The 13,647-nt window shown below is 61.0% G+C and carries 10 protein-coding genes and 1 pseudogene; 8 read left to right on the forward strand and 3 right to left on the reverse strand.

Annotated features, from left to right (window positions below; genetic code table 11):
- The first annotated feature begins 70 nt into the window (after positions 1–70).
- Positions 71–583: a hypothetical protein gene (locus QD357_RS03135; RefSeq protein ID WP_107108309.1), complete on the forward strand. Its 513-nt coding sequence runs from the start codon at positions 71–73 to the stop codon at positions 581–583.
- A 142-nt stretch (positions 584–725) separates the two neighbouring features.
- Here QD357_RS03135 and QD357_RS03140 read toward each other — a convergent pair whose 3' ends face one another.
- Complete coding sequence (locus QD357_RS03140; protein WP_107108310.1) at positions 726–1,976, reverse strand: MFS transporter; 1,251 nt, start codon at positions 1,974–1,976, stop codon at positions 726–728.
- A gap of 287 nt (positions 1,977–2,263) precedes the next feature.
- Here QD357_RS03140 and uvrB point away from each other — a divergent pair, with 287 nt between their 5' ends.
- The 3 genes and pseudogenes from uvrB to QD357_RS03155 form a co-directional block, all read left to right on the forward strand.
- Positions 2,264–5,224 (forward strand): excinuclease ABC subunit UvrB, encoded by a 2,961-nt coding sequence (gene uvrB, locus QD357_RS03145; protein WP_414124030.1) that lies wholly within the window; start codon positions 2,264–2,266, stop codon positions 5,222–5,224.
- Positions 5,225–5,358: 134 nt separating this feature from the next.
- Positions 5,359–5,787, forward strand: a complete 429-nt coding sequence (gene arsC, locus QD357_RS03150) for an arsenate reductase (glutaredoxin) (protein WP_181316063.1) — start codon at positions 5,359–5,361, stop codon at positions 5,785–5,787.
- Positions 5,788–5,829: 42 nt separating this feature from the next.
- Positions 5,830–6,014, forward strand: a pseudogene (locus QD357_RS03155) (hypothetical protein); the annotation flags it as partial.
- 13 nt (positions 6,015–6,027) lie between these two features.
- Here the strand turns inward: QD357_RS03155 and QD357_RS03160 are convergent.
- Positions 6,028–7,095: a HEPN domain-containing protein gene (locus tag QD357_RS03160; protein ID WP_146143994.1), complete on the reverse strand. Its 1,068-nt coding sequence runs from the start codon at positions 7,093–7,095 to the stop codon at positions 6,028–6,030.
- Between the two features lie 251 nt (positions 7,096–7,346).
- On the opposite strand from QD357_RS03160, the gene QD357_RS03165 reads away from it, so the two are divergent.
- Positions 7,347–8,792, forward strand: coding sequence for an adenylate/guanylate cyclase domain-containing protein (locus QD357_RS03165; protein ID WP_107108313.1), 1,446 nt, complete (start codon positions 7,347–7,349; stop codon positions 8,790–8,792).
- A 40-nt stretch (positions 8,793–8,832) separates the two neighbouring features.
- Here the strand turns inward: QD357_RS03165 and QD357_RS03170 are convergent, their stop codons facing one another.
- Positions 8,833–9,576 carry an ROK family protein gene (locus QD357_RS03170; protein WP_414124031.1) on the reverse strand — a complete coding sequence of 248 codons (744 nt, stop codon included), beginning with the start codon at positions 9,574–9,576 and terminating at the stop codon, positions 8,833–8,835.
- A gap of 158 nt (positions 9,577–9,734) precedes the next feature.
- On the opposite strand from QD357_RS03170, the gene QD357_RS03175 reads away from it, so the two are divergent.
- The 3 genes from QD357_RS03175 (at position 9,735) to QD357_RS03185 (ending at position 13,484) form a co-directional block, all read left to right on the forward strand.
- Positions 9,735–12,143: a glucan 1,4-alpha-glucosidase gene (locus tag QD357_RS03175; protein WP_107108314.1), complete on the forward strand. Its 2,409-nt coding sequence runs from the start codon at positions 9,735–9,737 to the stop codon at positions 12,141–12,143.
- A 150-nt stretch (positions 12,144–12,293) separates the two neighbouring features.
- Positions 12,294–12,833, forward strand: a complete 540-nt coding sequence (locus QD357_RS03180; protein WP_107108543.1) for an AAA family ATPase — start codon at positions 12,294–12,296, stop codon at positions 12,831–12,833.
- Between the two features lie 438 nt (positions 12,834–13,271).
- Positions 13,272–13,484: a cold-shock protein gene (locus QD357_RS03185; protein WP_028752932.1), complete on the forward strand. Its 213-nt coding sequence runs from the start codon at positions 13,272–13,274 to the stop codon at positions 13,482–13,484.
- Positions 13,485–13,647: the final 163 nt, after the last annotated feature.

Here is a 13,647-nt window from a genome sequence, read left to right on the forward strand (position 1 = left end):
CTACGTCGGCCGGAGACATGGAAGACTGCGCACATAGTCTCCTGTCCTATCCGCCAAGGAATCGACCTCTGTGATCAAGACATCCGCTGCACTTCCCTCCTCGCTCCCGCCGTCGCTTCGCATGGGATTGTTGGCCGTCGCCTTCGTTCTGCCGCTCTCTCCTCTGCCTATGGCATCCGCGCAAGCCCAAAGCGGGCCTGGCTCCTGCTGGTCGCTGCTGCAGAGCAAGTTCGGTCCGCAGATCGAGAAGTCGGTGAACGAGGCCGACCCTTGCAAGAAACTGCCGGGCGTCGATCACAAGGAGAAATTCGAGGTCAAATCTCTTGATCTCTGCAGCGCAGCCAGTGGCGTGCAGATCAACGCCCGCGCCGATCTCGCCTGCAAATCGCACGGCATCGTCCAGGCAACCGTCAAAGGGCAGTTGGAAGCCTCGGTGACGGTCGACGTCGGGGCCTGCAAGATTACCGATTCACATGTCAGCGTCAGCGGGCCGATCGGCGACCTGATATCCTCCGTTGGCGGAATACAGGAGCTTGCCCGCGGCTTTGCGCAGGCGAAGATTTCCGAGATCTGCGGCAAATAGAGCACTTCCAGGAAAAGTGCGAAGCGGTTTTCTGTCCGGAAAGAGATAGAGCGGGAAAGCGATTCCGTGAAACGCTGAACCGCTCTAGGCTGGAGGCCGGCGGTGATGAGCCGCCGGCCATGCTCCKACGAGGGCGCGGCGATCAGATCGGCATCGCGCTCTGGGGTTCCTCCGTCCCCTTCCCGCCGAAGCGGATACCCTTCTTCTCGAAACCAAACCCGGAGAACAACGCCACGATGACCGCGACGATGATCAACACGATCATCAACGCAAAGGCGTAGTCTCCGTTCCAACGCGCCGCCAGGCCAGCCTGGATCGTTGCATTGCCGGATGCGAGCAGGTTGCCAAGCTGATAGGCGAAACCGGGGAAGGTGCCCCGCACTTCGTCGGGCGACAGTTCGTTGAGATGCACCGGCACGATGCCCCAGGCGCCTTGCACGAAGAACTGCATCAGGAAGGCGCCGATGGCGAGCAGCACTGGCCCAGGCGCATACACCCATAGCGGGGCAATCGGGATTGCCAACGCCGCGGCGATGACGATCGCCCGCCGCCGGCCGATGCGCTGCGACAGGGCTCCGAAGAACAAGCCGCCAATGATCGCGCCGATATTGTAGACGATAGCGATGGCACCGACTGTGTAGCTGCTATATTGCCGCTGCACTTCGAGGAAGGTCGGATAGAGATCCTGCGTGCCGTGGCTGAAGAAATTGAACGCGGTCATCAGAACCACCGCCCACAGGAACAGCGGTAAGTTCTCGCGCAGCACGGTGGCGAACGCCCGTTGCGGCTTTCCCTGCCGCTGCAGGAAAGCCGGCGATTCCTCGACGTTGCGGCGGATATAGAGCACCAGCAGCGCCGGCAGGGCGCCGACCATGAACATGCCGCGCCAGCCGATGATCGGGAACAGCAGGAAGAACACGATCGACGCCAGCAGATAGCCGGAGGGATAGCCGGCCTGCAGAATGCCGGAGATGATGCCGCGCGAGTCTTCGGGCACCGTTTCCATCGTCAGCGATGCGCCGACGCCCCATTCACCGCCCATGGCGATGCCGAAGAGCGCCCGCAATATCAGAAACATCGTCAGCCCGGTCGAAAAGCCGGTGAGGAACTCGAAGATCGAATAAAGCAGCACATCCACCATCAGCGTTATTCGCCGGCCGAAGCGATCGGCGGCTAGCCCGAAGATCAGCGCCCCGATCGGCCGCATGGCAAGCGTCAGGAAGATCGCCACGGAGACCGTCGGAACGTCGGTATGGAACTCATCGGCGATATGTTTGAGAACGAAGACCAATATGAAGAAATCGAAAGCATCCAGCGTCCAGCCGAGATAGGCGGCAATGACGGTGTTGCGTTGCTGTGGAGACAAAGAGCGTAAACTATCCAATGCTGACATCATGGTCCTCCGACCGGATGGCGGCGGCGAGGCGGGCAATTCCGGATGCCGTCGAAGCAAGGGGGGACCCGGCATTTCGCCGGGCAGGTTTGACGCTGCGGCGGGCTTTTCCTCCGGCGCTCACGCAACGAGCCGGCGGATGTCTGGGGCAGCGTCCCGCCAACGTCTCGGCCGCCTTTGGGTTCCATCACATTTTGCGTGATGAGGAGCCGAAAAATCGACGATCCGTTTCCCTTTTGTACTCTTTCCCCCTTCACATCGGCGGTGACTCCCTCCATATTCCGCCCATGGCAAAATCACCGAAAAACTCCCCCGCCCCGACCGGTTTCGAAGAGGCGCCGCAGGCCTCGTTTGAAGGTGCGCCGCTCAGCGGCAGCGTCGCTGATTGGGTCAAGCAGCTCGAAGCGGAGGCCGAGGCCACCAGCGTCGAAAGCCAGCGCGAGATCGCTTCCAAGGCGGGCAAGCATCGGAAGAAGGTCGAGATCGCGGCGTCGAAATCGGCGCGCGGCACCTCCATGGGCGGTTCCACCGACCCCAAAACACGAGCCGCCGCCGGGCTCAATCCGGTGGCCGGCATGGATACGACGCTCGAGGACGCCGTCAATGCCGGCACGGCCGTCACCGCCACGGTCGAGGCACTGTCGGCGCTGATCGAAAGCGGCAATCCGCTGCACAAGAACGGCAAGATCTGGACACCGCACCGCCCTGCCCGGCCGGAAAAATCCGAAGGCGGCATCAGCATCCGCATGGCCTCGGAATACCAGCCGGCCGGCGACCAGCCGACCGCGATCCGCGATCTMGTGGAGGGCCTGGAAAACGGCGACCGCAGCCAGGTGCTGCTCGGCGTCACCGGCTCCGGCAAGACCTTCACCATGGCCAAGGTGATCGAAGCGACGCAGCGCCCGGCCGTCATCCTGGCGCCGAACAAAACGCTGGCGGCGCAGCTCTATTCGGAATTCAAGAACTTCTTCCCGGACAACGCGGTCGAATATTTCGTCTCCTACTACGACTACTACCAGCCGGAAGCCTATGTGCCGCGCTCGGACACCTATATCGAGAAGGAATCCTCGATCAACGAGCAGATCGACCGCATGCGCCACTCGGCGACGCGTTCGCTGCTGGAGCGCGACGACTGCATCATCGTCGCCTCGGTCTCCTGCATCTATGGTATCGGCTCGGTCGAGACCTACACGGCCATGACCTTCCAGATGAATGTCGGCGACCGACTGGACCAGCGCCAGCTCCTGGCCGACCTCGTGGCGCAGCAATACAAGCGCCGCGACATGGATTTCATCCGCGGCTCCTTCCGTGTCCGCGGCGATACGATCGAAATCTTCCCGGCCCACTTGGAGGATGCCGCCTGGCGCATCTCCATGTTCGGCGACGAGATCGACGCCATCACCGAATTCGATCCGCTGACCGGCCAGAAGACCGGCGACCTGAAGTCGGTGAAGATCTACGCCAATTCGCACTATGTCACGCCGCGCCCGACGCTGAACGGCGCCATCAAGTCGATCAAGGAGGAGTTGAGGCTCCGCCTCGCCGAGCTGGAAAAGGCCGGCCGCCTGCTGGAAGCGCAGCGCCTGGAGCAGCGCACGCGCTACGACGTCGAGATGCTGGAAGCCACCGGCTCCTGCCAGGGCATCGAGAACTATTCGCGCTACCTCACCGGCCGCAACCCCGGCGAGCCGCCGCCGACGCTGTTCGAATACATCCCCGACAACGCCATTATCTTCATCGACGAAAGCCACGTCACCGTGCCGCAGATCGGCGGCATGTATCGCGGCGACTTCCGGCGCAAGGCGACACTGGCCGAATACGGCTTCCGCCTGCCCTCCTGCATGGACAACCGGCCGCTGCGCTTCGAGGAATGGGACGCCATGCGCCCCGACACGATCGCCGTGTCTGCAACGCCGGGCGGCTGGGAAATGGAGCAATCCGGCGGTGTCTTCGCCGAGCAGGTCATCCGCCCGACCGGCCTGATCGACCCGCCGGTGGAGGTCCGCTCCGCCCGCACGCAGGTCGACGACGTGCTCGGCGAAATCCGCGAGACCGCCGCCAAGGGCTACCGCACCCTCTGCACCGTGCTGACCAAGCGCATGGCCGAGGACCTGACCGAATATCTGCATGAACAGGGCGTGCGCGTCCGCTACATGCACTCCGACATCGACACGCTGGAGCGCATTGAGATCATCCGCGATCTTCGCTTGGGTGCTTTCGACGTGCTCGTCGGCATCAACCTGCTGCGCGAAGGTCTCGACATCCCCGAATGCGGCTTCGTCGCGATCCTCGATGCCGACAAGGAAGGCTTCCTGCGCTCGGAAACCTCGCTGATCCAGACGATCGGCCGCGCGGCGCGCAACGTCGACGGCAAGGTCATCCTCTATGCCGACAATGTCACCGGCTCGATGCACCGCGCAATGGAGGAAACCAGCCGCCGCCGCGAAAAGCAGATGGTCTATAACGAGGAAAACGGCATCACGCCGGAATCCGTGAAGGCGAAAATCTCCGATATTCTCGACAGCGTCTACGAGAAGGACCACGTCCGCGCTGACATCGGCGGCGTCTCCGGCAAGGGCTTTGCCGATGGCGGCCACCTCGTCGGCAACAACCTGCAGACCCACCTCAACGCGCTGGAAAAAGCCATGCGCGACGCCGCCGCCGACCTCGACTTCGAAAAGGCCGCGCGACTGCGCGACGAAATCAAACGCCTCAAGGCCGCCGAACTCGCCGTCATGGACGACCCGATGGCGCGCGAAGAGGCGAAGAGCATCGAAGGCGGCAAAAGCGGCCGCCCCAATCCTTCGAGGCTCCGGTCTTCAACCTCCGCACCTCAGGATGAGGACGGAGCGAGCGCCGCATCCGGAGGCAGCCCTCATGGTGAGGCGGGAGTGCAACGACCCTCGAACCATCCTGGCGAAACCGGCGCGAGGGCCTCAACAGGTAGCCCTCATGGTGAGGAGGCCCGCAGGGCCGTCTCGAACCACGAGGGCGGGTCACAGCGCTCCTACTTCGCCAAGCCCAACCTCGACGAAATGGGGCCCGGCAGCGACGCCGGCACGCCCCTCTTCCGCAAAAATACGCTCGACGAGATGACCGTCGGCAGGACGGAGAAGCCTGTACTCKGCAAGATGCCGGACAAGCCGATCATTCGGGCAAAGCCGGGCGTCGGGTCCTATGAGGATGCGGTGGATGAGAAGCAGCGGAAGGGTCGCACCAAAGGGAAGACCGGGCGGCCTGGGAAGTAGGCGGCTTCAGTTTTCCAGTCGCAACTTGCCCGCAGCACGGAAATCCTGGGCGCATTGCTGGCGTTAATGCTCGTTAGCTGGCTGTTGATGGAAGCCCGCAATCCTCAAACTCTTACAGAAACGGAACTCGCCCCATGACCATGGACGTCACGATCTATCACAACCCGGCGTGCGGCACGTCGCGCAATACGCTGGCGATGATCCGGAATGCGGGCATCGAACCGACTGTCATCGACTATCTGAAAAATCCGCCGACCCGCGAACAGCTCGTCAAGATGATTGCGGATGCGGGTTTGAGTGTCCGCGAGGCAATTCGCGAGAAGGGCACGCCCTACGCCGAACTCGGCCTCGACGATCCGGGCCTGACCGACGATCAGTTGCTCGATGCCATGTTGAAGGACTCGATCCTGATCAACCGCCCATTTGTCATCACGCCGATCGGTACCCGTCTTTCCCGGCCTTCCGAGATCGTTCTGGATATCCTGCCCGACACCCACAAAGGCGCCTTCACCAAGGAGGACGGCGAGCAGGTTCTCGATGCCCAGGGCAAACGCCTTATCTGAACGTGTGCCGCTTCCTGTCGCGCTGCCCGTCGACGCCGATACGCCCTCTTCCGCAAGAACACGCTGGACGAAATGACCGTCGACAGGGCGGAGAAGCCGGTGCTCGGCAAGGTGCCGGACAAGCCGATTATCCCAGCGAAGCCGTGTGTCGGGTCCTATGAGGATGCGGTGGCTGAGAAGTAAAGGACGGGGTGGACGAAGGGGAGACGGGGCGGCCTGGAAGGTGATTATCGTCCGAACTCAACGAGCTATCCCTTCCAGAACCTCTCTAAAATTTGGTTCACGCCAGCCTCGTCTTATGATCTCCTGAACAGACGCTAAAAGGATACGAAAACCAAAATCAGCAGTATCTATGAATCGAGAAGTCATTTCATCAACCGACTTGTCTAGCATTTCATTTTGCAGGGGATGAATTACCTCAAGGCCGCCATGCACAAAAGCACTTCGTATGTCATACAACTCACGCATCTTTTTCTTTAAAATTTTGAACTCCGCCTCACTGAGGTCTAACAAGAGCTGAATTCTCGAAACAAGTGTTCTAAAATTTTCGCCGATCTTGGTATCAAAAAGCGTCTCCAGTCCGTAGAATATCCAAATCACGTTTGTTGGTGAGATGCCTGCTTTACACAAATGAAGCATTGCAAAAACAACTCTTTCCATTCTGTTTTTTGGCAGCAACTTCATTTCCGATCTGATGGAATAAAACCACACGATCACTTCACTTAAATTCAGAAAACCTACCTTTGGCCAGCTATCGCTTCTGGCATCCAATATCGAACTCTCGAAGAGAACATTTGACAAATTTATTTGCTCAGCAAATCGGTCTTCCGGCTGGATAATTTTTGTGCCGTAGAAGTTGCAAGCTCCGGGCGCGGCCAAGTTCACAATAAGAAAGAAATCGTGCAGAAAATACTCGGAAATAGCCACCAACGATGGTGTTTTGGAGAGACGGTCACCATTAAGCTGAAATAAAAATGTGACCTCTACGGAAGCCAATGAAAATTGATGAGCAATCTCAGAAGCTTCTGGCGTACCTTTTACTTTCTCCAATCGTTGCATTACATCAAAATCGTTTTGAAGTCGTGCAATAACTGGACCCCAGTCAACGCTGAGATTGACGGTACAATCACCACAATTGAATTCCCTCTGATCAAGCATTGATCTTGCAGATTGCCAGCAAGCAATGCGGGAGGCGTCTGTTCGCTCCCAATCATCATCAGCAAAGTTCGTAGTCAAATGATGACCAAGATCGATTCTTACTCGGTGGAAAGAAGGCCTAAAGTTAGCTATCTCTGCGGCAGTGGTCATCCGGCATCCTACCAATATTACTCATCGAACGTTTCGCGTGATTATTACGTCCGCGCTTACAAATTCACCATCTCAGCGTCTAAAATTCCTCCCCGTACCCTGGCCGTTCAACGCTCGGCGATTGCTCAGGCCGACTTGTTCTCCTTTTGACCACGCGGACGCACGTTCCATTCTCTGCTATAGTCTCAAACCACCAAAACACCTCCAAAGCCACGGCCAAACCTGATCGGTAGCTGAAGCGCAGGTGCCATATGACTGACGTTCAGGAACGGCTCCTTGAAAGCAAGATCGCTGAGATCGAGCAGGCCCGGCCCTGGAGTCCGCGGGTCATCTCCAAATTCGAAACGCTGATCCGCAGCGGCGACGACTTGTCTCTTTTCCGCGTCAATCCCCTCGCCTTCGCTCGCGACCGCGCCATCGCGGTGGCGGAAAGCATTGATCTGTTTCTCCATGCGACCCGAAGCGGATTGTTCGAAATGAGCTGGGATGTGGTGTGTCCCCAATCCGGCATGGTGCTCGACAGTTTCGGTGCCTTGCGGACGTTGAAGACCCACTATGTCTGCGGCCTCTGCGATGTCAGCGGCGAAACCAACCTCGACGATTTCATCGAGGTTACCTTCACGGTGTCGCCGCACCTCCGCCGGCTGACGTTTCATGATCCCGCCTCGCTGTCGGTCGAGGATTTTCATTGGAAGGCGCGATTCCTGAGCGACGCGCGGATGCCCGGCCAACAGGTCCGCTTTCTCGACGTCCTGCAGGGTCTGGTTCGCGGCCTCTCCTTCCTGCCGCCGGGCTCGATCACAACGTTAAGGGCGGAGCTCGGTCCCGGCGCCCTGGCGGGCATCAATGTCCAGACGCAGGCGAGTTTCGCGCTGCCGGTCGCAGGCGAGCCCGTGACAGTGCCGACGCACCTGCGGATCGGATATGACGGGCAGCGCTTTTCCGCTTCGCTGCCGGCGGTGCCGCCGGGTCCTGTCATCATCGACGTGCAGAATTCCGGCGCCTCACGCGGCTCGCTGCTGCTGATCAATTGGCCACCTGAAATCCTGGCGCAGACGGTCAAGCCGGCTCTCGACTTCGATCCCTACATGTCGGGCGGCATGCTGCTGGCCCGACAGACGTTTCGGCGCCTATTCCGATCGGAAAATGTCGATGAGAAGGAAGGTCTGGGTATCCGTCAGGTGACCCTGCTGTTCACGGATCTCAAGGGATCGACCGCCATGTATGAGCGGCTCGGCGATCTCAATGCCTATGCGCTGGTTCGCGAGCATTTCGCATTGCTCGGCGCGACGGTGCAGGAGCATTCGGGCGCGATCGTCAAGACGATCGGCGACGCCGTGATGGCTGCTTTCTCCCGCCCGGCGGATGCCGTCTCGGCCGCGCTGCACATTCTGGGGGTCATCGAGCGCTACAATGCTCAGCATGGCGACCCTAGCCTCATCCTGAAGATCGGAGCCCATTGCGGCCCCTCGATCGCCGTGAGTTTGAACGAAAACCTCGATTATTTCGGCCAGACGGTCAATGTTGCCGCACGCGTCCAGTCGCTGGCGGGCGCGGGAGAGATTTGCATTTCCGAAGCACTGTTTTCGGCGCCGGGCGTCAGCCAACTTCTCGCCGGCCAAAGATTGGTTGCCTTCGAGGCTCCTCTCCGGGGCGTCGAGGGAACTGCCTGCGTGTATCGGGTGATGCCCAATTAGACATCGCAGAGGCCATCACGTTCGCCTGCCCCACTCCCCCTCAGATGCGCAGACTCTCATCCAACCAGACCCGGAAACCGCCGCGAAAGGCATTGTCGTTGCTGCCGCGTCGGCATTTCGGGGGCAGTTCCTTGAGCTTTTCGACATTGCCGCCGCCGATGACGATGTAGTTTGGCAGCAGGGCCTTGTCCAAGCGCTCGACGACGTCGAAGACTGATTTTCGCCATTTGCCCTTGCCCCGACGCTCTAGGCCGCGTTCGCCGACATAGTCCTCGAAGGTCGCCTTGCGGTAGGGCATATGCGCCAGTTCCAGGGGCATGCAGACGCTCTCGGCAATCATGGCCGAGCCAAGGCCGGTACCAAGGCCGAGGAAGAGCATGCGGCCCGCCTCGTAGCTGCCGATCGCCTGCATCAGCGCGTCGTTGACCATCCGCACGGGCTTGCCGAGGGCTGTTTCGAAATCGAAATCCTTCCATCCCGGCCCGAGGTTGAACGGATCGGCGGCGGCGCGGTGGGCGATCACGGGTCCGGGGTATCCCATGGTGACGAGGTCATAGTGCCAGTCGGCCGTGAGGTCGCGCAGCGCCTCCACCATCTTGGCCGCCGTCAGTTTGGCCCCCGATTCGACCGCGCGTCGCTCGCTGCCGCTGCTGAGTTCCACCTTCACATGCGACCCGCCGATATCGACGGCAAGCACAATGCGGCTCGCCGGCGCGGCATGCGCCTTCGGCTTGCTATGGCTGCGTGTCTGCTCCGCTGCGGGTGCTTCCGTCATGTCATCCATGTCTAGCGCTCCTCTCCGGGCCATGCCCTCGATCGTTCTCCCGCCCCTATCGGGCGCAAGTTCGGCGCCGGCTGTCAAGCCCAGGCGTATTGCGGATCGCTCAATTTCAATCCAGGATGGCCCGCCGAAGAGGAGCGCATACGACGGAGGATCGACACTTGGCCTTTCCGACACTGCCACCCGGTTCCATAGTCCCGCCCGGTGCCCCGGGCATCGAGCCCCGCTGGACCTCGAGCGATAAGAGTGCGGTCGGCACTGCCGTCAGCACGGCGAGCAGCGTCTGGTTCACGGCGAGCCACGGCATCCTCAACGAGATCTACGCGCCGCGGCTCGATATGGCCTGCGTCCGTGATTTCGGTTTCATCGTGACGGCTGACGGCTATTTTTCCGAGGAGAAGCGCGACGCCGATCATCGCGTGCAGGCAATCGAGGACGGCGTCCCGGCGTTTCGCCTCGTCAACACTGCTCGCGACGGTCGTTATCGCATCACCAAGACCATATTTTCGGACCCAGAGCGTGAAGTGGTGCTGCAGAATGTCCACTTTCAGGCGCTCATCGGCCAGCTCTCCGACTATCGGCTGCATGCCCTCGTGGCGCCGCATCTGGTCAATGGCGGCTCGGATAACACCGGCTGGTACGCCGATTTCAAAGGCAGGCCGATGCTCTTTGCCGAGGGTTCCGGCCGGGTGCTCGCGGTCGCCGCCTCGGTGCCCTGGCTGGCGCGTTCGGTCGGCTATGTCGGCTTCTCCGATGGCTGGCAGATGCTGTCGCGCGGCGAGAGCCTGAAGGAGGAGTACCGCTGCGCCACCAGCGGCAACATCGCGCTGTCGGGGACGCTCGATATCCAGGCAAACGAGGGGCGCGCGCTGATCGCCATCGGCTTCGGTACGCAGCCGGAGGAAGCCGCCTTTCGTGCCGTCCTCAGCCTGGACCAGGGCGTCAAGCCGGCGCTGAAGCATTATCGCAGCGGCTGGCGAGAATGGCAGGCAAGCCTGCTTGCCCTCGATGAGCCCCATGATCCCAACCAGCTAAACCGATACCGCGTCAGTACCGGCGTGCTCGCCACCCACCGCGACGATGCCTCCGGTGCCATCATCGCCAGCCTCTCCATCCCGTGGGGGTTCAACAAGAGCGACGATGATCTCGGCGGCTATCACCTGGTCTGGACACGCGATCTCGTGGAAACCGCCGGCGCGCTGCTTGCCGCCGGCGCCAAGGCCGATGCACGCTCCGTGCTCGACTATCTCGCGGCGATTCAGGAGGCGGACGGCCATTGGGTGCAGAACGCCTGGCTCGACGGCCGGCCCTACTGGTACGGCATCCAGATGGACGAGACGGCCTTTCCCATCCTGCTCTACGACATGCTGCTGCGCGCCGGCGCGATCGACGCCTCGGAGAGCGGCCGGTACCTACCGATGATCGAGGCCGCCGCGGCCTATATCGTCAAAAACGGTCCCGCCACCCAGCAAGATCGCTGGGAAGAGGACGCCGGCTACTCGCCCTTCACGCTCGCCGTCGAGATCGCCGGGCTTCTCGCGGCCGCCGATGCGGTGGAAGCGGCCGGCCGGCTGGCGGCAGCGCAATATCTGCGCGAGGTGGCCGACGGCTGGAACGAGCGCATCGAGGAATGGACCTACGCCACCGATACGGACCTGTCGCGCAGCCTCGGCATCGAGGGCTATTATGTGCGCATCGCATCGGCCACGGACGGCAGCTCGTCACTGAGGCGTGACTTCATCCCGATCCGCAATCGCGACGACGGGAATGAAGTCGTGGAGGCGGACTTGCTTCTCAGCCCGGACGCGCTGGCACTGGTGCGCTTCGGCCTCCGGGCCGCCGACGATCCACGCATCGTCGGCACCGTCGCGGCGATCGATTCGGAATTGCGGCGCGAGCTTCCCGCCGGCCCCTACTGGTACCGCTACAATGACGACGGCTATGGCGAGCGCACCGGCGGCGCGCCCTTCGCCGGCAGCGGTATCGGGAGACTCTGGCCGCTGCTGACCGGCGAGCGCGCCCATTATGAACTCTCCGCCGGGCGACCGGATGAGGCGCGACGCCTGCTGGCAGCCCTGGAGGCCTCGGCAAGCGAGGGCGGGCTCCTGCCCGAACAGATCTGGGACAGCGCAGACGTGCCGGAACGTGAACTGTTCCTCGGTCGCCCCTCCGGCAGCGCCATGCCGCTCGTCTGGGCCCATGCGGAACACATCAAGCTGCTGCGCTCGATCCGCGACGGTGTGATCTTCGACATGCCACCGCAAACCTTTGCCCGCTACGTCGCCACAAAGCCGGCCCCCGCGCCCTTCGCCTGGCGCCCGACCAACAAGCGCGCTCAAATGCCGGCAGGCCGCGCCCTGCGCATCGAACTGCCCGGGTCCGCCCTGGTGCACTGGTCCACCGACGGCTGGGCAAACTTCACCGACACCCCGTCTCGCGACGCCGGCTTTGGCACCTACGTCTGTGACCTGCCGACGAAGACGCTCGGCCCCAGCACTGTCGTTTTTACGATCTTCTGGACGGATACGCAGCGGTGGGAAGGCACGGATTTCAAGATCGAAGTAGTTTGAGACCGGCCCMGCGTGCGCAAAGCTGCGGCGCAATTCGCGAACATGCCGCCACAAGGGATTGTCGCCGACAGGCGCGAGCCCGTTGATCGTTTGACAACACCGCTTATTCCGGCCAATGGAAGCCATCCCAATTTCCCGACCGGTGTCCTCATGTTGCCTTTGCACTCCCTTGGCGAGCGCGTTGTCGTTGTCGGCCCTTCTAATGCTGGGAAGTCAACATTGGCCGTCGCCCTCGCTAAAAAGCTTGGTTTTCCGGCCGTGCATCTCGATCAACTTCATCATCTGCCCCATACGGATTGGCAGCCGCGCCCGGAAGCAGAGTTTGCCGCGCTGCACGATGCGGCAATTCTTGGCGAGCAGTGGGTTATGGAAGGCAACTATTCGCGCCTGATGCCGCAGCGTCTGGCCCGCGCTACCGGCGCCATTCTCATAACGTCAAATCACTGGCTACGCTTTTCCCGCTATCTCAAGCGCACGCTGATCAACCGCTCGGACCGTGCGGGACATCTCGAAGGTGCCCAGGACAGCATCAAATGGGAAATGATTCACTGGATCCTTGTGAAAACCCGCAACAGCGGCGTCAAATACGCAAAAATTCTCCAAGAATCCGGCCTGCCGGTTGTCGAATGCCACTCAGCGGAGGCGCTCAACAACCTCTATCGGGTTTGGGATTTGCCAGCGCGGCGATAGCTCTGTCGTTATTTAAGTGACTCGTCGCAAATAAATTGTCCTCGAAGCGACGCCATTAATCGGTATCCGGGTAATTTTCGCCTCATCGTAGTATCAAAGTGAAACAATGACGCCCCTCGCCGGCACATGCATCACCTCTCCAACCCCTTGAAATCTCCCCCCTATCCGGGCTCATTCCCGCTTTGCCCCAATATTGCCCCTTGCCTTTTGTCGTAAATCCTGTCACCCATATGCGCGCTCGGGCATTTGCATGCCGGTGACTGGACTGATTTGGCAATGCCGACTACGCGAGGCAGCCTACAGAGGTTTATCCTCTGCGTAGACGTTCTTTCCCCGTACGTGAACTTCTCGACTGGCTTTCGCATGGCGCGGAGGCAAAGCCGTCCGGGAAGGTTTCCCGGACAGAATATTCAGACTGAAGGGAAAAGGACTATCCCAATGGCCACCAAGGGCATCGTAAAATTCTTCAACCAGGACAAGGGTTTTGGTTTCATCACCCCGGACGGCGGCGCTAAGGACGTATTCGTCCATATTTCCGCTCTCCAGGCTTCCGGCATCCAGTCGCTCCGCGAAGGCCAGCAGGTCACCTTCGACACCGAGCCGGATCGCATGGGCAAGGGCCCGAAGGCTGTCAACATCAAGGCTTCCTAAGTCTTAGTTGATTACCTGGATAAGGTTTCGAACGGCGCGGTGAAAACCGCGCCGTTTTTGCGTTTCCCCCTTCTCCCCGCCGGGGAGAAGGTGCCCGAAGGGCGGATGAGGGGGCCGCAGCGCGCAAGCGAGGCGGGCCTTGAGCTGTAAGCGAGCGCGGCGA

The organism is Rhizobium sp. BR 317, assembly GCF_047445835.1.
Classification (GTDB): Bacteria; Pseudomonadota; Alphaproteobacteria; order Rhizobiales; family Rhizobiaceae; genus Rhizobium; species Rhizobium paranaense.